Genomic DNA, 15,990 nt, shown 5'->3' with positions numbered 1-15,990 from the left:
CCCCCCCCCCACTTGTTCGCCGCGGGACCGCGTCAACTGCTACTTCCTGGCGGCTACCCAACGCACCCGTCGGGTGCGCCACAGGGCCACCATGCCGATCAGGATCAGCATGGTGCCGGCCGCCACGATGGTGTAGACGGGCGCGCCGGTGATCGGCAGGCCGCCACCGTCGCCGCCGGCGTTGCCGCCCGGCGCCGGGGTCGGTCGCTTGAATCCGACGAAGTCGGGGATCTCGTCGGAGCCACCCAGGTATGCCTGCTTCTCGTCCGAGGTCTTGGTGACCTCGGTGAGCGACTTGTCGACCGTGGTCGGCAGGGCCCCGTGCTGCTCCTTGAACGTGGTGTCACTCAGCTTGGTCTTCTTCACCGGCTGGGTGAAGTCGACGCCGCCGGTGGTCACCTTCACGCCGTTGGGGAGTTCGTACGTGGTGCCGGAGATCTCCTTCAGGTACTGGTTGAAGACGTCGGCCGGCTTCCAGTCGTCCTCCCGCTCCAGGGTGCTGACGTCGTTGCTGTCGATGCCGGCCTCGGCTGCCCGGCCGTCGGCCGTCATCCGTTCGCGGTACCACTCGGCAGCCACCCGGCTGACGTAGACACGGCGCAGGTCCTTGAACTCGGGCGCAGCGTTCACGGCCTTGTTCAACTCGGGCAGGAGCAGGTCCCGGTAGACGGCCATGGACGGTTCGGGGTTGGCCGGGCACTTGAAGTTAGGGTCGCCGGGGATCGTGAAGTCGAACGCCTCGGCCTTCACCTCGAGTGGCGCCTGGAGGATGTAGAGGCGGTTGCCCTCCTCGCGGATCGTCGCCGTCTTCGGCACGATCCACTGCCGGATGCAGGCCCCGTTCAGGCCGGTCATCCGGTTCCAGTACTCCAGGCCGACCGCCGTCTTCGGGTCCTGGAACCGCGTCCAGGCCCGCTTCAACTCCAGGTCGGCTTCGAGGAGGATGCGACCGGCCTGGGTCTGGCCGAGGTACTGGTCGATCACCTTGTCCGGCTGACTCGGGTTGAGGTTCACCCAGAACCGCGACGGTTCCACGGCCATCCAGGTGTTGAGCGCCTCGTCGGCGTCGTAGATCTGGTTGGTGCCGTCCTTCGACTCCTGGCCCGGGGTGGTCGCGGTCTCGAATGAGTACGTGTCACCGCCCGATCCGCCGCCGTCGGTGACGTAGCGGAGTTGGACCGACGAGAAGTCGATGCCACCCGGACGGATCGGGCCCAATTGCTTGCCGGCCGCCTTGCTGACCGCGCTGCCCTTGGCCAGTTCCTGCGGCGTCTTGGGCAGGATGGGACCGGAGGCCTTCGTCTCGTTCAGCAGGGTCTGGACCGCGACCTGCTTCGCACCGGTGTTGCGGTTGTTGGTCTGGTCGCGGAGGACCTTGGGGTCCTCCCCCGGACCGGCGTTCCACCGGTAGCTGTAGGTGAACTTGTCCCGGACCTTGGCGTTCTCCAGCGCCGGGTTGCAGGTCTTCTTGCAGGGCTCGATCTCGGAGTAGCCCTCCTTAATCGGCGAGGCCTTTGCCGGCTGGTATGACACCTTGCCGGTCTGCGGGTCGAACTCGATGCGCGGAGCCTTGCCCTGCATCTGTTCGATCAGCCGGATCTCGGCGTGCTTCGCGCCGTCGCTGTAGCCGATGATGTACCTGCCGTCCTGGAGCTGGGCGATGGCGTAGTTGCCCCGGACGTTCGTGTACAGCTTGTCGGTGGTCTTCGGCGGCCGGTTGTACCGGAGATCCAGCCGCGCCTCCTGCAGGTACACGCTCAGTTTGTGGCACCCGTAACCGACCAGGCCTTCCGGCGTGATCGGAGGACACCGGGCATCGATGATCGGCGCGGCGAGCTGTGGCCCCGCGTGGCTGGCGGTCGGCGCGATGCCGATCACCGACCAGATCAGGAGCAGGACCGCCGCGAGTCGCGTCAGCACCGCGATCCGTGAACGTTCCTTGATGACGTTGCCCATCAGATCCGCTGTCCCCCTTCGCACCCGTGACACAAAAAGCTCCCCAACGCGCATTGAAGATCGCGCGGCGGCACGAGTGATTTGTTTGTTAACCCGCTTGTCATATGCGGGTCCTGACATGCCCGACCGTCAATGTCACACGGGCTTTAGGGATGCTAGATGGTCAATTTACGGTGGGTGGCCCCGACCGACATTCCGGATAAGAGCTAGAGGTCCGATTGGTCGGCGTAGTTACCGGTGGCGATGTCCCACGAGAGGCCGTCCCAGTAGTTGTCCGAGATCATCGCCGCCGGATCCCACTCCGCGATGACCCGCTGCATCTCGTTCTTGGCGTTTTCCCAGCCCTCCGGGTCGCCGCCGACGATCGCGGGCACAAGACCGGCGACCAGGCGTAGCGAGCGGGCGTACGCCTCGAGCGACGAGTTCACGAACGTCGGTGTCTGGTTGTCGTCGAGGACCCGCACGGCACCCGTGTCCGGATCAAGACAGAATTCGCCGCCCCACGCGTCCGTGCCGTAGCCGAATCGCAGCATGCCATCGCGGAAGATCAGATCCGGGCCGAGCAGGAACAGGTCGTACTCGTCGAGTCGCAGTGATTCCGGCAGGTCGGCTGCGGCCAGTTGCTCCCGCAACTCCGGCGAGAGCGACTCCCACCCGTCGAGCTTTTCCAGTGCAGACATGGCAGCCAATCTATCGAGCGTGGGTCAGCAGTGCGGGGACCTACTGGCCAACGAGGCGCCGAATCGCGACTTCCTCGTAGGCTGCATGTCGACGAACGGACGGGAGGGCCGAGGTGACCGAGACGGCGCTGGTCGAGACGAGGGTGGTCGAGGTGATGGCCGAGCTGGCCGAGCTCGAGGACCCGAGGGCGCGCGCGGTGAACGAGAGACACGGTGACGATCACGGTGTGAACCTCGGCAAGCTGCGGGCGCTGGCGAAGCGGCTGAAGACGCAGCAGGACCTCGCGTGCCAGCTCTGGCAGACGGACGACACGGCGGCCCGGCTGGTGGCGCTCCTGATCTGCCGCCCGAAGGCGTTCGCCCGTGACGAGTTGGACTCCATGCTGCGGCAGGCGCGGGCACCGAAGGTGCACGACTGGCTCGTGAACTACGTGGTGAAGAAGAGCCCGCACTCGGAGGAGTTGCGCCTGGCCTGGTCGGCCGACGCGGATCCGGTGGTCGCCAGTGCCGGTTGGGCGTTGACCACCGACCGCGTGGCGAAGAAGCCCGAGGGCCTGGATCTGCCGGGGTTGCTCGATGTCATCGAGGCGGAGATGAAGGACGCCCCGGACCGCCTGCAGTGGGCGATGAACCACTGTCTGGCTCAGATCGGGATCGAGCACGCCGCGTACCGCGCGCGAGCGGTCGACATCGGTGAACGCCTGGGGGTGCTCAGGGACTACCCCACTCCCCCAGGTTGCACGTCGCCGTTCGCACCGATCTGGATCAACGAGATGGTGCGCCGGCAGCACGGCGCAGCCAGTCCTGGGTGAGTGGGCGCAGCAGCGCGGGTTGTTCGAACGGCAGGTAGTGCCCGGCGGCGTCGATCACGGTGAAGGTGCCTCGGGGATAGCGGCGCATGGCGTGGAACTGGTCGGCGTATCCGACGATGCCGTCCTGTCGACCGGTGACGACGCTGACCGGACCGTCGAAGACGGTGTCGTCGTCCTCGTCGGGAAGCGCGTACCCGGGGCTGGCGCGAAGGTCGTTCTGGAACGTCTCGTCGCCGGGGCCGCCGGACTCCAGTGCCGCGAGCACCGTCGCGACGACGGCCGGGGTGCGGTGGCCGAGCGCCACGTCGAGGTGGGCGCGCAGTCCGGCGGGGGCGGCGTCGAGCCAGCCCGTGGGCGCTTCGGGTGGGTCGAGCGTGGGCAGGGTCCGGCTTGTCGGGGCGATGGTGACGCCCGGGCAGACGAGGAGCAGGCCGCTGACGAGGTCGGGTCGTTGGCGGGCGATCCCGGCGGCCAGGTAGGCGCCGTAGGAGGCGCCGGCCAGCAGGACCGGCGCGTCGACGTGGCGGTCGAGCCACGCGCACACGGTCTCCAGTACCGCCTGGGATGCGGGCCGGCAGGTCGCCGGGGAGTCTCCGTGGCCGGGCAGGTCCAGGTACACCTCACGGCGGCCCGCGCCGGCGAGGGCTGGGCTGAAGGCGGAGGCCGTGGCGGCGCGGGTCGTGCTGAACATGGGGAGGCAGACGACCGCCGGTGCGGTTCCCGCCGATTCGTCGACCGCCAGATCCATCGTGCGATCGTAGCCAGCACGTGGCCGGTGGCGGGCGCCGGAAGTGGCGTGCGCGGCGTGGCTCACGCTGTCTACAGTGATGCGCTCCGGCCCGGGAGGCGGTCGACCTGACCGGCGGGGCCGCTCACCACACGGGGGAAAACACCATGGCGTACTCGCCTGTTCGTACCGTCCTGGCTCTGGTCGCCGTCGCCGGTCTCGCCGCCGGCTGCCAGCCGGCGGAGAAGGAGAGCGACGGCGCTGCCGCGCCGTCGGCGACCGCCGCGCCCACCCCGACGGTCGACGTCGCCGCGAACAGCAAGCAGGTCTGCGACACCACCCTGGCGCTGGTCAAGGAGCACTTCGTCGGGATGGCGGACGACGCCATCGCGGCCATCGACAAGCCGGTCAGCGCCAAGGAGCAGGGCGTGAAGGTCCGTGCCCACTACACGGCGCTGGCCGAGGGCCTGCGCGCGGAGGCGCCGCGGGCCCTCGACCCGCAGGTGCGGGCCGCCGTGGAGAACCTTGCCGGCGCGATCGAGAAGCGGCTCACGGGTGCGCAGGCCACGAAGGTCGAGGCTCCGGATCTGGACCCGACCCTGAAGGCGTTGGACGCCGCCTGCGGTCGCTGACCGACTCGTGGGTCCGGGCCACGCTCGTGGCCCGGACCCACGTCGCTCATCTGGTCAGAGCCATGGCACCTGGGGGGACGGGTAGAAGTCGACCTCCTGGAGGCGCCAGCGGGGTGCCTGCTCCCCCAGCCGCGTCCGGAACGACTCCCAGTTGTGGCTGGCCGCCGTGGACCAGCCGAGTTCGGCGATGGCGGGCAGGCGGGGGAACGCCATGTGCTCGATGTCGTCCAGGCTGCGCAGCGTCTCGGACCACAGCGGTGCCTCGACGCCGAGGATCGCGTTCTCGCCGACGCCGGTGACGCGGGTGGCCGGGTCCCAGCCGTACGCGTCGGACACCTCGATGTAGCCGGCCCAGCGCAGGCCGAGGCGGGTGTTGGCGTCGTACTTCATGTCCAGGTAGGACTTGTTCGCCGGGGACATGATCACTTTGTTGCCGCGGGCGGCGGCCTCGGCGAGGTCGGCGTTGGTCGTGCCGGTGCCCCAGTACTGGGCGACGACGTCGGTCGGTGGGTCGACCTGGGCGACCTCGTTCCAGCCGGAGGCGCGCTTGCCGTACTTGGCGACCAGGGGGAGGACCCGCTGCATGAAGGTGCGGTATTCCTCGTCGGTGGTGGCGTGCGCCTCGTCGCCGCCGATGTGCAGGAACGGCCCGGGGGTGATGGCGGCGAGTTCGCGGATGACGTCCTCGACGAACCGGTAGGTCAGTTCGTCGCCGATGCACAGGGAGCTGTAGCCGACCGCCGTGTCGGTACGCGGGGCCGGTGCGACGCCGTCGCAGTTGAGTTCGGGGTACGTGGACTGGGCGGCGTTGGTGTGTCCGGGCATGTCGATCTCGGGAACGACGGTGATGTGGCGTGCGGCGGCGTACGCGACGACGGCCTTGTAGTCGGCCTTGGTGAGGAAGCCGGGGCCGACGCCGTCGACTCCGGTGCCGGGTCCGCCGCCGACGGTGGTGAGCCGGGGCCAGGAGTCGATCTGGATCCGCCAGCCCTGGTCGTCGGTCAGGTGCAGGTGCAGGTAGTTGATTTTGTACTGGCTGAGCAGGTCCACGTACGCGTTGATCTCGTCGACGGTGTGGAAGTGCCGGGCCACGTCGAGCATGGCCCCGCGGTAGGCGAAGCGCGGGTAGTCCACGATGCGTCCGCCGGGCACGGTCCAGGTGACCCGCTGCCGGTCGGGCGCTTCGATCCGCGCGGGCAGCAGTTGGCGCAGCGTCTGGGTGCCGGCGAACAGGCCGGCCGGGGTGTTGGCGCGGATCGTCACGCCGCGGCGGGTGACGTCGAGTTGGTAGCCCTCCTGGCCGATGCGCGCGTCGGCTCCCCCGATGACCAGGGCGATCTCGGGCAGGGGTGTCGAGTGCACGGGCAGCACGGGCAGCGGGTAGCCGGTTGCGGGGCGCAGGGTCTGGGCGAGTTGCCGCCCGACCTGCCAGGCGGCGGCGGAGCCGGGTGCGGTGCGGATGACGGTCAGCGGGCTGATCGTGAAGGTGCCCCGGGTGTCGGGGCGGGTTTCGACGGGTGCGGGCACCACGTCGCCCAGCTCGCGGGCCGGGGTGGTCGGGGCGGCGGCGGCCGGGGCTCCCGGAAGGATGAACGGCAGTCCGAGGGCGGCTATGACCAGCAGCCGCGTCAGGGTGTGTCGGCGACGCACGGATACCTCCAGGGCTTCGTCATGATCGGTGGTCATCGATCCGATCAGCACGCTACCCGGGTCGCCGATGGACTGTAAACCTTCCTTATCGTTGAGGCGCTGCCGGCGATCCCCTCCGAGGTCCTGTCGTCGTCCTCACCCGGGTGGTGGGCCGGCGGGAATTCCCGCGTGGTCCGGGAGGTTGCCCGGTTGGAAGATCAGGACCATTCGATCGGATGGAAGTGCCATGCACGTGCGCTCAGACGCGGTAGTGCTGTTCGGCGTCACGGGAGACCTCGTCTCGAAGAAGCTCTTTCCGGCGCTGTACGAGTTGACCAGGCGCAACCGCCTCGACGTCCCGGTGATCGGCGTGGCCCGCTCCCCCTGGGATGACCAGCAACTGGTGACCACCGCCCGCAAGTCCGTGGCCGAGGCGACCGACGAGATCGACGACGACAGCTTCGACGCGCTGGCGCGCAACCTCTCGATGATCTCCGGCGACTACGCCGACCCCACCACGTACCAGCGGCTGGCCGAGCGCCTGCGCGACGCCGAGCGTCCGATCTTCTACCTGGCGATCCCACCGGCGGTGTTCGGCTCCGTCGTCGAGGGCCTGGCGGCGGTCGGTCTGGCCGCCCGGGGCCGGGTGATCGTGGAGAAGCCGTTCGGACGTGACCTGGAGTCCTCGCACGAGTTGGACCGCACGCTGCGCGCGGCCTTCGACCCGGAGCGGGTGTTCCGCATCGACCACTACCTCGGTAAGGAAGCCGTCGAGGGCCTGTACGCCTTCCGGTTCGCCAACCGGCTGTTCGAGCCGCTGTGGAACAACGAGCACATCGACAACATCCAGGTCACCCTCGCCGAGGGTTTCGGCACCCAGGGACGCGCGGGTTTCTACGACACGGTGGGCGCCACCCGTGACGTGCTGCAGAACCACATCCTGCAGGTCGTCGCGCTGATCGCGATGGAGGCGCCGGTCGCCGACGACACCGACGCGTTCCGCGAGGCGGAGGCCGCGGTGCTGCGGCAGATCGAGGCGCTGTCGCCGGAGTCCACCGTGCGGGGGCAGTACGCCGGCTACCGGGACGAGCCGGGCGTGCGGCCGGACTCGAACACGGAGACGTTCGTCGCCACCCGGTTGACGGTCAACTCCCCCCGCTGGGCCGGAGTGCCCTTCTACCTGCGGACCGGCAAGTCCCTGCCGGGCACGGCGACCGAGGTCGTGGTCGAGTTCAAGCAGCCGCAGCGCTCGCTCATCCGGGCCGAGGGCGGCGCCGAGGCGCCGGCGAACCTGCTGCGGTTCCGGCTGGGTCGCGGCGACGGCATCACCATGTCGATCCAGGCGAAGAGCCCGGGCGCCGAGGTGGCCAGCCGTCCGGTGGACCTGTCCGTGGACTTCGGCGCGGCCCTGGGCCGGCGGCAGGAGGCGTACGAGCGGCTGCTCGACGACGCGATGGACGGGCAGCACCTGCGGTTCGCCCGCGCGGAGACGATCCAGCAGGAGTGGCGCATCGTCGAGCCGATCCTGGATCTGCCGGCCGCGGTGCAGACGTACGACAAGGGCACCTGGGGTCCGGCGGACGCCGACACCCTCGCCGGCGGCTGGCACACCCCTCACCTGCGGTAGTGGCGCTGCTCACGGCGCCAGCGGGCCGGGCGCTGTGGCAGGCTTTCGCGAATGTCGACAGAGCATCAGGACGTGCGCGCACTCGCCGAGCTGGCGGAGGCCGAGTTCATGTTCCGGTACGAGACCGAAGCGCCGGCCGACGTGCGGGATGCGCTCGGCGTGGCGGCCACCCGGATGGGCGGCGGGGTGGTGCTCTCGATGCGGCACGACCCCACCAACTACTGGAGCAAGGCACTCGGGTTCGGCTTCGACGAGCCGGTCGGCGGCGAGCTGATCGGCCAGGTCTGCGACTTCTACCGCGCTGAGCGGACCCCCGCCGCTGTCATCCAGATCGCCCCGGACCGGTTGCCGGCGGACTGGGACGCGATCTGCGCGCGGGAGAACATCACCGCCGGCAGCACCTGGGTGAAGCTCGCCGCCGAGATCGACGCACTCCGACCCGGCCGCACCGACCTGCGGGTCGGTCCGGTCACCGCCGATCTCGTGGACCAGTGGGCCTCGGTGGTGCTGCGCTGTTTCGGTATGCCCGAGGAGCACCTCGGCCCGATGATCGCGGCCGCCGTGCGCGACCCGCGCTTCCACCCGTACGCCGCCTGGGACGGCGACGAGATGGTCGCCGCCGCCAACCTGTTCGTCCATGGTGCGGTGGCCTCGCTCAACACCGGCGCGACCCTGCCGACGCACCGGGGTCGGGGGGCGCAGTCGGCGCTGTTGGCGGCCCGGGCGGCTGCCGCGACGGCGGCCGGCTGCCGGTGGGTCACCGCCGAGACGGGCCGGCCCCAGCCCGGCACGTCCAACCCGTCGCTGAACAACCTGCTCCGGCTGGGCCTCACCCCGCTGTACGAGCGGCAGAACTGGGTCTGGCGGGCGGACCCGGCCAGCTAGGACGAAGGGCCCCGACCGCGACAGGGCCGGGCATCGAGGCGGTCAGTGCGCGGTGCGGCTCTGCGGACGGAGGCCGCGGACGCCGGCGACGGCGAACTCCACACCCAGCTCGTAGTAGCTGTCCCGGTCGGCGCAGAGGGTGAGCGCGTCGGCGGCGGCGAGGACGTGCGGGTACCGCTTGGGAGCCAGCGAGTGCAGCGCCGCACGCTTGGCGCGGATGGCGTCGTCGCGGGTGTCCGGGTCGGTGCTCTCGGCGGCGCCGGGCTCGGTGGCCACGAGGGTCACCAGGGAGCAGAGGGCCTGGCTGCCGACCTCGGTGGCCTGGTCGGGCGGAAAGCCCGCCTCGGCGAGCAGGGCGAGGGTGCGCTCGACCAGCATCAGCCCAGGCTCGGAGAGCAGGACGCGGGTCGGGATCAGCCCGGCGACGGCGGGGTGCGGGCGGACCGCGGCCAGGCAGGCGGCCAGGAGGGCGCGCAACTGCCGGTCCCAGGGGTCGTCGCTGGGTTCGGGCAGGTGGACGTCGGCGAGCACGCGTTCGGCGAGGGCGGCGAGCAGGTCGTCCTTGTCCCGGAAGTACCGGTAGAGCGCCATCGGCGTGACGCCGTGCTCCTGGGCCAGCCTGCGGATGGTGATCGCGCCGAGGCCTTCGGCGTCGGCGATGCGCAGCGCGCTGGTGACGATCTTGTCGGGGTCGAGCCGCGCTGGCGTTCCGGTGTCCTTGCTCATACTGCCCACCCACCCAGTCTACAGCGTAGACCCGCAGGTATACGTTGTAGATGTACGGCGTATACCGCGCCGTGCGTGACGCCCTTCCCCTGATGAGGTAGGCATGCGACGTAGTCCCTGGGCAACCCTGGCGGTGCTGTCGGTGGCGCAGTTCATCGTCATCCTCGACGTGACGATCGTGAACGTGGCACTGCCCGACATCCAGACCGACCTGAGCTTCACCGCTGACAACCTGCAATGGGTCATCAGCGCGTACACCCTGCTCTTCGGTGGTTTCCTGCTGCTCGGCGGACGCGCCGCCGACCTGCTCGGCGCCCGCCGGATCTTCCTCGCCGGGCTGGTCCTGTTCGGGGCGATGTCCCTGCTCGCCGGCCTGGCCACCTCGCCCGGCCTGCTGATCGCCGCACGCGCCGTGCAGGGCCTCGGCGGCGCTCTGCTGTCCCCCGCCGCATTGGCCATCCTCACCGTCACGTTCCAGCACGGGCGGGAGCGGAACATGGCCATGGGCATCTGGGGTGCCCTCGCCGGTCTCGGCGGAACCCTGGGCGTGGTCGCCGGCGGCCTGCTCGTCGACGCCCTGAGCTGGCGGTGGGTGTTCTTCGTCAACGTGCCCATCGTCATCGCGCTCGTGGCGATCGTCCCGACCTTCGTCGCGGCCGTCCGGCACACCCAGCCCGGACCCCGGACCTTCGACGCGCTCGGCGCCGCCCTCGGCACCGCCGGCCTGCTCGCGGTCGTCTTCGGCGTGGTACGCGCCGAGTCCGCCGGCTGGGCCTCGGCGCAGGTCCTCGCCGCCCTCATCGGCGGGGTGGCACTGCTGGTCGTCTTCATCGCCGTCGAGGCGCGCTCCGCCGCGCCGCTGGTGCCGCTGCGCCTGTTCGGCTCCCGGGCGCTGAGCGTCTCCAGCGGCGCGCTGGCCCTCAACGGCGCTGCGTTCCTGTCGATGTTCTTCCTCACCGCGCTCTACCTGCAGCAGGTCCGCGGAGCATCCGCGCTGACCGCCGGCCTGCAGTTCCTGCCCATGGGCGCCACCGCGATCCTCGGCGCCGCGCTCGCCACCCAACTGGTGCACCGGCTCGGCACCCGAACCCTGCAACTCATCGGCGCCCTGCTCAGCGTCCTCGGTCTGCTGCTGCTCGCCGGCGCCGGCGCCACCGGCTCCTACGCCACCGAACTGCTGCCCGGCCTGCTCCTGTTCGGCCTGGGCATCACCACCCTCGGCGTACCCGCGCAGATCTCCGCCGTCTCCGACGTCGAGCACCACGAGGCCGGCGCCGCCTCCGGCGTCGTGACCGCCGTCTACCAGGTCGGCGGCGCGCTGGGCCTGGCCGTCGTCACCACCCTGTCCATCACCCACGTCACCGACGCGCTCGGCCGGGGTGTCGGACAGCAGCAGGCACTGGTCGACGGGTTCCACCGTGGCCTGCTGGTCGCCGCCGCGTTCGCGATCGCCAACCTGATCATCTCCGTCGCCACCCCGCAGCTCCGGCCCGACGCCGCACAGGTCGCCGAGGCCAGCGTCGCGGCCTGACGCCGGCGAGAAGGGCCCGGACCTCGTCGATGGTCCGGGCCACCTCGTTGTCCGGCCAGTACGGCAGCCGCCGTTCGGGATCATGGCTGAGGCTCGACGCCGAGCCGTCGTGCGTAGGGGGCCCGGGTTTGGTGTCCTGACCCGTCACCTGTTGACACGGTCAGTCGGGTGATCGGTGGTCAGCCTGGTGGAGGGGCAGGTGTCGTCGGGAGGTGGTGGAACAGGTCACGTGCCGCTCGGCCACTGTCTTTGATCAACTGCGGTAGGTACTCGGCAATCTCTTCGGGCTGCCGGCCTGCGATGTGCCGGTTCCAGCGGTCCGTGAGCTGCTGTAGCTGTTCCGGGACTTCGCGGCCCTTGAGCAGGGTGACCCACAGGCGCGACATCTGGTCCGAGAGCTGGTCGAAGGTTGACCGCAACCAGCGGTTCGCGCTCGCGATGGCCAGGACCTGGAAGACACGCATCGACAGCTCAGAGAAGCGCAGGACCGCCTCCAGCTGATGCTCACCGTCGGTCTCGGGCGGGGACCACGCGGCCAGCAGTCGGGCCAGCTCCTGCGCCTCGACGTCGGAGAGGCGCTCCAGGCCCAGACGGACAAGCTCGGGGCCGATGAGATCCCACGCCTCGACCAGCTCCGACACTTCCTGAGCGCCGAGAGGGCTCACGACGTAACCGGCCCGGGGCAGCGTGATGATCAACCCGTCGCGGTCCAGGCGAGCGAGCGCCCGACGAATCGGCGTCAGCCCGTACGGAGTCGAGCGGGCCAGTCCCCGCTCGGTGAGCGACGACCCCGGCGGGAGCTCACAGGTCACGATCCGGGTACGCAGAGCCGCGTAGGCCTGCTGCGTCAGCGAAGCCTCCCCCGTCGCACCCTGGTCGGTCACAAGAGGAAACCCTAGCCCCGCCCGCCACCCCGATCACAGGCGACGTCGCGCGCTCTGCGCGACCGGACTTGACCAACCCAGCCACGACAGGCATGCTCGGCGCTGAAATTTCAGCGAGGTCAGAAGCGGACTGCGGTCGAACAGAGGGGGATCCCAACAGGATGAAGGCATTCGTGCTCGCGTTCGGGACGCGTGGCGACGTACAGCCGTTCGTCGCCCTGGGACGCGCGCTGTCCGACGCCGGCCACGAGGTACTGGTGGCCGGGCCGGCGTGTTACGAGTCGCTCGCCGCTGCCGCCGGCGTTCCGTTCACGCCCGTCGACGACCGGTGGAACCGGCTCACCGACGAGCCCCACATCCAAGAGGCACTCGCGACGAACTACCGCGGGCTGAAGGCGAAACGGACAGCCATCGAGGTGGTGCACCGGACCCGGCAGTACATCGCCGCCGTGCTCGACGACATCACCGCAGCCGTTCCCGCCCGAACCGACGTCGTCGTGCACCACACCATGCTCCCCGGCCAGCACCTCGCCGAGGCCCTCGGCGTCCCCTCGGTCCCGGTGGCACTGCAGCCGAACTGGGTTCCGACCGACGCCTTTCCGTGCCCGATGTGGGCCCCGCCGTGGCTGCCCAGATCCTTCAACCGTCTGAGCTACCGACCGGCCGCGCTCGCACCTCGGACGCTCCTCGGAGCGGTAGGAAAGCACTGGCGTGCACGACTCGGGCTGAGGTCTCGGCGTGGATCCGGTGACCCGTTCCGCCGCCCCGACGGAGGCCCCGCCTTCGTGCTGCAGGCGTTCAGTCGCCACGTCCTGCCGCAGCCGACCGAGTGGCCCGGATACGCGCCCGTCACGGGATACTGGACCCTCGCCAGCGAGGACAAGGGCCCGTCGCCCGCCCTGGCCAGGTTCCTCGACAGCGGAGCACCGCCGATCTACGTCGGCTTCGGCAGCATGCGAGGCCAGAACCCCGAGGCGATCGGCGAGATGGTCCGACAGACAGTCCATGCAACCGGACTGCGAGCCGTTGTCGCAACCGGCGCCGGCGGGATCGCCGTGGCAGGCGCGAACACCGACTCCGTCCACGTCGTCGACGAAGCTCCGCACGACTGGCTCTTCCCCCGCACCGCAGCGGTCATCCACCACGGCGGAGCAGGAACAACAGCAGGCGCGCTGCTCGCCGGACGTCCACAGGTGATCTGCCCCTTCACCGGTGACCAGCCGTTCTGGTCCGAGCGAATGCAATCAATCGGCGTTGCCCCGGACCCCATCCCACAGCGGCACATCACCGCCGAACGCCTCATCGAGGCGGTCGAAGCGACGAGATCCGACACCACGATGCCCCGCAGGGCAGCCGACATCGGAGAGCTGGTGCGCTCCGAAGGCGGAACACATCGGGCGGTCGACCTTCTACTCGAGCTGACGGCCCGGTCTCGACGGCGCTGAGTGACCGCTCAGCTCACCGGAGCGACCGTCCGGCGACGGTGAGGTTTGCCGCAGGCGTGCGGTGTGGAGAAGTGGTGGAGACGTTTCTCGCCCGCTTCGGAGAGGAAGCACACCATGCTTTCCGCGCTCGATCGTCGGCACACCGTCGCGCCGCCCGGCTACAGCCGGTGGTTGATTCCTCCTGCGGCGTTGGCCATCCACCTGTGTATCGGCCAGGTCTACGCGACCAGCGTCTACAAGAACTCGCTGATCGCCCACTTCGACACCAGTCAGACCGCCATCGGGGTGATCTTCAGCATCGCGATCGTGATGCTGGGGCTGTCCGCCGCGGTCGCCGGGACCTGGGTGGAGGCGAACGGCCCGCGTAAGGCGATGTTCGTGTCGGCCTGCTTCTGGGCGGCGGGTTTCCTGGTGGGTTCGCTGGGCATCGCCACGAAGCAGTTGTGGCTGCTCTACCTGGGGTACGGGTTGCTCGGCGGCATCGGTCTGGGGATCGGCTACATCTCCCCGGTCTCCACGTTGATCAAGTGGTTCCCCGACCGTCCGGGCCTGGCAACCGGGCTGGCGATCATGGGGTTCGGTGGCGGGGCGATGGTGGCCTCTCCCCTGTCGCGTCAGTTGCTGTCGTTCTTCGACCCCGGTTACGACCCGTCCAACGCGGGCTCGACGGCGTCGGGCAATGCTTTGGTGTGGTTGTTCGTGACGCTCGGCCTCGGCTACTTCGTCATCATGATGTTCGGGGTGGCGAACGTGCGGGTGCCGGCGCCGGACTGGCGTCCGGCTGGCTTCGACCCGGCGACGGTGGCCGCGAAGCCGTTGGTCACCACGGCGAACGTGTCGGCGGCGAACGCTCTGAAGACCCGGTCGTTCTGGCTGCTGTGGGTGGTGTTGTTCTGCAACGTGACGGCGGGCATCGGGATCCTGGAACAGGCCAGCCCGATGATCCAGGACTTCTTCCGCGACAACGGCACCTCGGCGGTGTCGGTGGCGGCGGCCGGCGGGTTCGTCGGGCTGCTGTCGCTGTTCAACATGGCCGGCCGCTTCGCGTGGTCGTCCACCTCCGACCTGATCGGCCGCAAGCCGATCTACCTGGTGTACCTGGGTGTGGGCATGGTGCTGTACGCGCTGCTGGCCCTCGTCGGGCAGACGGCCACGGCCCTGTTCGTGCTGCTGGCCTGCGTGATCCTGTCGTTCTACGGCGGCGGGTTCGCCACGGTGCCGGCGTACCTGCGGGACCTGTTCGGCACGTACCAGGTGGGCGCGATCCACGGCCGGCTGCTGACCGCCTGGTCGGCGGCGGGCATCGCCGGCCCGCTGATCGTCAACGGGTTCCTCGACGCCCAGGGCAAGCCGGGCACGTTGACGGCGGCGGCGTACCGGCCGGCGCTGTTCACGATGGTCGGTGTGCTGGCGGTGGGCTTCGTGGCGAACCTGCTGATCAAGGCGGTGCCGGAGCGGTACCACGAGCCGGCGACCGGTGGAGACGGCAACGATGGCACGACGCCGGTGGCGGCGGAGAGGAGTGGCACGCGATGAGCGACGACGGTCGGCAGGGGCAGCAGGCCCGGCTGTGGATCTCCTGGCTGGTGGTGGGGGCACTGCTCGGCTACGGGGTGATCCAGACGGTGATCACGGCAGCGAAGTTGTTCACGCACTGACCCTCCGGGGTGGGTGTCGCACACACGCGGCACCCACCCGAGGGTGGGGTCAGAGGCCGCCGGACACGCGCAGGACGGTGCCGGTGGCGTACGACGCGTCCGAGCCGAGCAGCCAGGCGATGGCGGCCGCGATCTCGTCGGGTTCCCCGGCGCGGCCCAGGGGGATGCGCCCGACGGCGGTGTCGGCGCGGTCGGGTACGCCGGAGTCCGCGTGGATGTCGGTGCGCACGATGCCGGGGGCGACGCCGTTGACGCGGATGCCCTGCGGCGCGAGTTCCTTGGACAGGCCGACGGTGAGGGTGTCGGTGGCGGCCTTGACCGCGGCGTAGTGCACGTACTCCCCGGGGCTGCCCAGGGTGGCGGCGGCGGAGGACACGTTGACGATGGCGCCGCCGCCGGTCATCCGGCGGGCGGCCTGCTGGGCGCACAGGACGTACCCGATGAGGTTGACGTCGACGACCCGGCGCAGGTCGTCGACGCGCAGCTCGGTGAAGGGCCCGATGGGGCTGGTGACGCCGGCGTTGTTGACCAGACCGGTGAGTGGGCCGAGCTGCGCGGCGGCCTCGAACAGGTCGTCGACCTGCTCGGGGTCGGTGGTGTCGGCGCACACCGCGACGGCCTGTGCGCCGGCGGCGTGCAGGTCGGCCAGGACGGCGCTGGCGGCGGCGTGGTCGCGGCGGTAGCACAGGGCGACGTGGTGGCCGGCCGCGGCGAGACGGCGGGCGGTGGCCGCCCCGATGCCGCGGCCGCCGCCGGTGATGACGGTGACGGGTGCCATGGTGCCTCCCGCTGTCTGTT

Annotated in this window: 15 protein-coding genes; 8 read left to right on the top strand and 7 right to left on the bottom strand. The window is 70.1% G+C overall.

Features of this window, described 5'->3' with window-relative positions; genetic code table 11:
* Positions 1-39: 39 nt before the first annotated feature.
* On the bottom strand, positions 40-1,956 hold the full coding sequence (locus ACTWLT_RS18080) for a hypothetical protein (RefSeq protein ID WP_445319398.1): 1,917 nt from the start codon (positions 1,954-1,956) through the stop codon (positions 40-42).
* Between the two features lie 206 nt (positions 1,957-2,162).
* Positions 2,163-2,636 carry an SUKH-4 family immunity protein gene (locus tag ACTWLT_RS18075; protein ID WP_445319397.1) on the bottom strand — a complete coding sequence of 158 codons (474 nt, stop codon included), beginning with the start codon at positions 2,634-2,636 and terminating at the stop codon, positions 2,163-2,165.
* Between the two features lie 155 nt (positions 2,637-2,791).
* Here ACTWLT_RS18075 and ACTWLT_RS18070 point away from each other — a divergent pair, with 155 nt between their 5' ends.
* The gene (locus tag ACTWLT_RS18070) at positions 2,792-3,448 is read left to right on the top strand and encodes a DNA alkylation repair protein (RefSeq protein ID WP_445319407.1); all 657 of its coding nucleotides are present in this window, start codon (positions 2,792-2,794) and stop codon (positions 3,446-3,448) included.
* On the opposite strand, the gene ACTWLT_RS18065 is transcribed toward ACTWLT_RS18070, so the two are convergent.
* Entirely contained in the window at positions 3,402-4,196 is a 795-nt protein-coding gene (locus ACTWLT_RS18065; protein ID WP_445319396.1) for an alpha/beta fold hydrolase, read from the bottom strand. The two genes, ACTWLT_RS18070 and ACTWLT_RS18065, sit on opposite strands and share 47 nt — an antisense overlap.
* A 146-nt stretch (positions 4,197-4,342) precedes the next feature.
* Here ACTWLT_RS18065 and ACTWLT_RS18060 point away from each other — a divergent pair, with 146 nt between their 5' ends.
* A complete protein-coding gene (locus tag ACTWLT_RS18060; protein WP_445319395.1) occupies positions 4,343-4,807 on the top strand; it encodes a hypothetical protein in 465 nt (154 codons plus the stop codon).
* A 54-nt stretch (positions 4,808-4,861) separates the two neighbouring features.
* On the opposite strand, the gene ACTWLT_RS18055 is transcribed toward ACTWLT_RS18060, so the two are convergent.
* The gene (locus tag ACTWLT_RS18055) at positions 4,862-6,493 is read right to left on the bottom strand and encodes a beta-N-acetylhexosaminidase (protein WP_445319394.1); all 1,632 of its coding nucleotides are present in this window, start codon (positions 6,491-6,493) and stop codon (positions 4,862-4,864) included.
* A 190-nt stretch (positions 6,494-6,683) separates the two neighbouring features.
* Between ACTWLT_RS18055 and zwf the strand changes: the two genes are divergently transcribed.
* On the top strand, positions 6,684-8,063 hold the full coding sequence (gene zwf, locus ACTWLT_RS18050; protein WP_445319393.1) for a glucose-6-phosphate dehydrogenase: 1,380 nt from the start codon (positions 6,684-6,686) through the stop codon (positions 8,061-8,063).
* A gap of 51 nt (positions 8,064-8,114) precedes the next feature.
* Complete coding sequence (locus ACTWLT_RS18045; protein ID WP_445319392.1) at positions 8,115-8,948, top strand: GNAT family N-acetyltransferase; 834 nt, start codon at positions 8,115-8,117, stop codon at positions 8,946-8,948.
* A gap of 42 nt (positions 8,949-8,990) precedes the next feature.
* Here the strand turns inward: ACTWLT_RS18045 and ACTWLT_RS18040 are convergent, their stop codons facing one another.
* Positions 8,991-9,674, bottom strand: coding sequence for a TetR/AcrR family transcriptional regulator C-terminal domain-containing protein (locus tag ACTWLT_RS18040; protein ID WP_445319406.1), 684 nt, complete (start codon positions 9,672-9,674; stop codon positions 8,991-8,993).
* A 103-nt stretch (positions 9,675-9,777) separates the two neighbouring features.
* Between ACTWLT_RS18040 and ACTWLT_RS18035 the strand changes: the two genes are divergently transcribed.
* The gene (locus ACTWLT_RS18035; protein WP_445319391.1) at positions 9,778-11,205 is read left to right on the top strand and encodes a DHA2 family efflux MFS transporter permease subunit; all 1,428 of its coding nucleotides are present in this window, start codon (positions 9,778-9,780) and stop codon (positions 11,203-11,205) included.
* A 179-nt stretch (positions 11,206-11,384) separates the two neighbouring features.
* Here ACTWLT_RS18035 and ACTWLT_RS18030 read toward each other — a convergent pair whose 3' ends face one another.
* Positions 11,385-12,089 carry a GntR family transcriptional regulator gene (locus ACTWLT_RS18030; protein WP_445319390.1) on the bottom strand — a complete coding sequence of 235 codons (705 nt, stop codon included), beginning with the start codon at positions 12,087-12,089 and terminating at the stop codon, positions 11,385-11,387.
* A gap of 161 nt (positions 12,090-12,250) precedes the next feature.
* Here ACTWLT_RS18030 and ACTWLT_RS18025 point away from each other — a divergent pair, with 161 nt between their 5' ends.
* From ACTWLT_RS18025 to ACTWLT_RS18015, 3 genes are all read left to right on the top strand, one after another.
* Complete coding sequence (locus tag ACTWLT_RS18025; protein ID WP_445319389.1) at positions 12,251-13,534, top strand: glycosyltransferase; 1,284 nt, start codon at positions 12,251-12,253, stop codon at positions 13,532-13,534.
* A gap of 114 nt (positions 13,535-13,648) precedes the next feature.
* Positions 13,649-15,070 (top strand): OFA family MFS transporter, encoded by a 1,422-nt coding sequence (locus ACTWLT_RS18020; protein ID WP_445319388.1) that lies wholly within the window; start codon positions 13,649-13,651, stop codon positions 15,068-15,070.
* The gene (locus ACTWLT_RS18015; RefSeq protein ID WP_256481911.1) at positions 15,067-15,192 is read left to right on the top strand and encodes an MFS transporter small subunit; all 126 of its coding nucleotides are present in this window, start codon (positions 15,067-15,069) and stop codon (positions 15,190-15,192) included. Before ACTWLT_RS18020 ends, ACTWLT_RS18015 begins: the two co-directional genes overlap by 4 nt.
* 49 nt (positions 15,193-15,241) lie before the next feature.
* On the opposite strand, the gene ACTWLT_RS18010 is transcribed toward ACTWLT_RS18015, so the two are convergent.
* On the bottom strand, positions 15,242-15,970 hold the full coding sequence (locus ACTWLT_RS18010) for an SDR family oxidoreductase (RefSeq protein ID WP_445319387.1): 729 nt from the start codon (positions 15,968-15,970) through the stop codon (positions 15,242-15,244).
* Positions 15,971-15,990 lie beyond the last annotated feature (20 nt).

Source organism: Micromonospora yongxingensis, from assembly GCF_052601155.1.
This window is presented reverse-complemented; position numbering and strand designations above follow the sequence as displayed.

Bases quoted from the DNA above. Each gene is read 5' to 3' on its own strand.
- ACTWLT_RS18020 (WP_445319388.1), top strand. From the start codon at position 13,649: ATGCTTTCCGCGCTCGATCGTCGGCACACCGTCGCGCCGCCCGGCTAC.
- ACTWLT_RS18025 (WP_445319389.1), top strand. From the start codon at position 12,251: ATGAAGGCATTCGTGCTCGCGTTCGGGACGCGTGGCGACGTACAGCCG.
- ACTWLT_RS18055 (WP_445319394.1), bottom strand. From the start codon at position 6,493: ATGACCACCGATCATGACGAAGCCCTGGAGGTATCCGTGCGTCGCCGA.
- ACTWLT_RS18080 (WP_445319398.1), bottom strand. From the start codon at position 1,956: ATGGGCAACGTCATCAAGGAACGTTCACGGATCGCGGTGCTGACGCGA.
- ACTWLT_RS18060 (WP_445319395.1), top strand. From the start codon at position 4,343: ATGGCGTACTCGCCTGTTCGTACCGTCCTGGCTCTGGTCGCCGTCGCC.
- ACTWLT_RS18075 (WP_445319397.1), bottom strand. From the start codon at position 2,636: ATGTCTGCACTGGAAAAGCTCGACGGGTGGGAGTCGCTCTCGCCGGAG.
- ACTWLT_RS18015 (WP_256481911.1), top strand. From the start codon at position 15,067: ATGAGCGACGACGGTCGGCAGGGGCAGCAGGCCCGGCTGTGGATCTCC.
- ACTWLT_RS18070 (WP_445319407.1), top strand. From the start codon at position 2,792: ATGGCCGAGCTGGCCGAGCTCGAGGACCCGAGGGCGCGCGCGGTGAAC.
- ACTWLT_RS18010 (WP_445319387.1), bottom strand. From the start codon at position 15,970: ATGGCACCCGTCACCGTCATCACCGGCGGCGGCCGCGGCATCGGGGCG.
- ACTWLT_RS18040 (WP_445319406.1), bottom strand. From the start codon at position 9,674: ATGAGCAAGGACACCGGAACGCCAGCGCGGCTCGACCCCGACAAGATC.
- ACTWLT_RS18035 (WP_445319391.1), top strand. From the start codon at position 9,778: ATGCGACGTAGTCCCTGGGCAACCCTGGCGGTGCTGTCGGTGGCGCAG.
- ACTWLT_RS18065 (WP_445319396.1), bottom strand. From the start codon at position 4,196: ATGGATCTGGCGGTCGACGAATCGGCGGGAACCGCACCGGCGGTCGTC.
- zwf (WP_445319393.1), top strand. From the start codon at position 6,684: ATGCACGTGCGCTCAGACGCGGTAGTGCTGTTCGGCGTCACGGGAGAC.
- ACTWLT_RS18045 (WP_445319392.1), top strand. From the start codon at position 8,115: ATGTCGACAGAGCATCAGGACGTGCGCGCACTCGCCGAGCTGGCGGAG.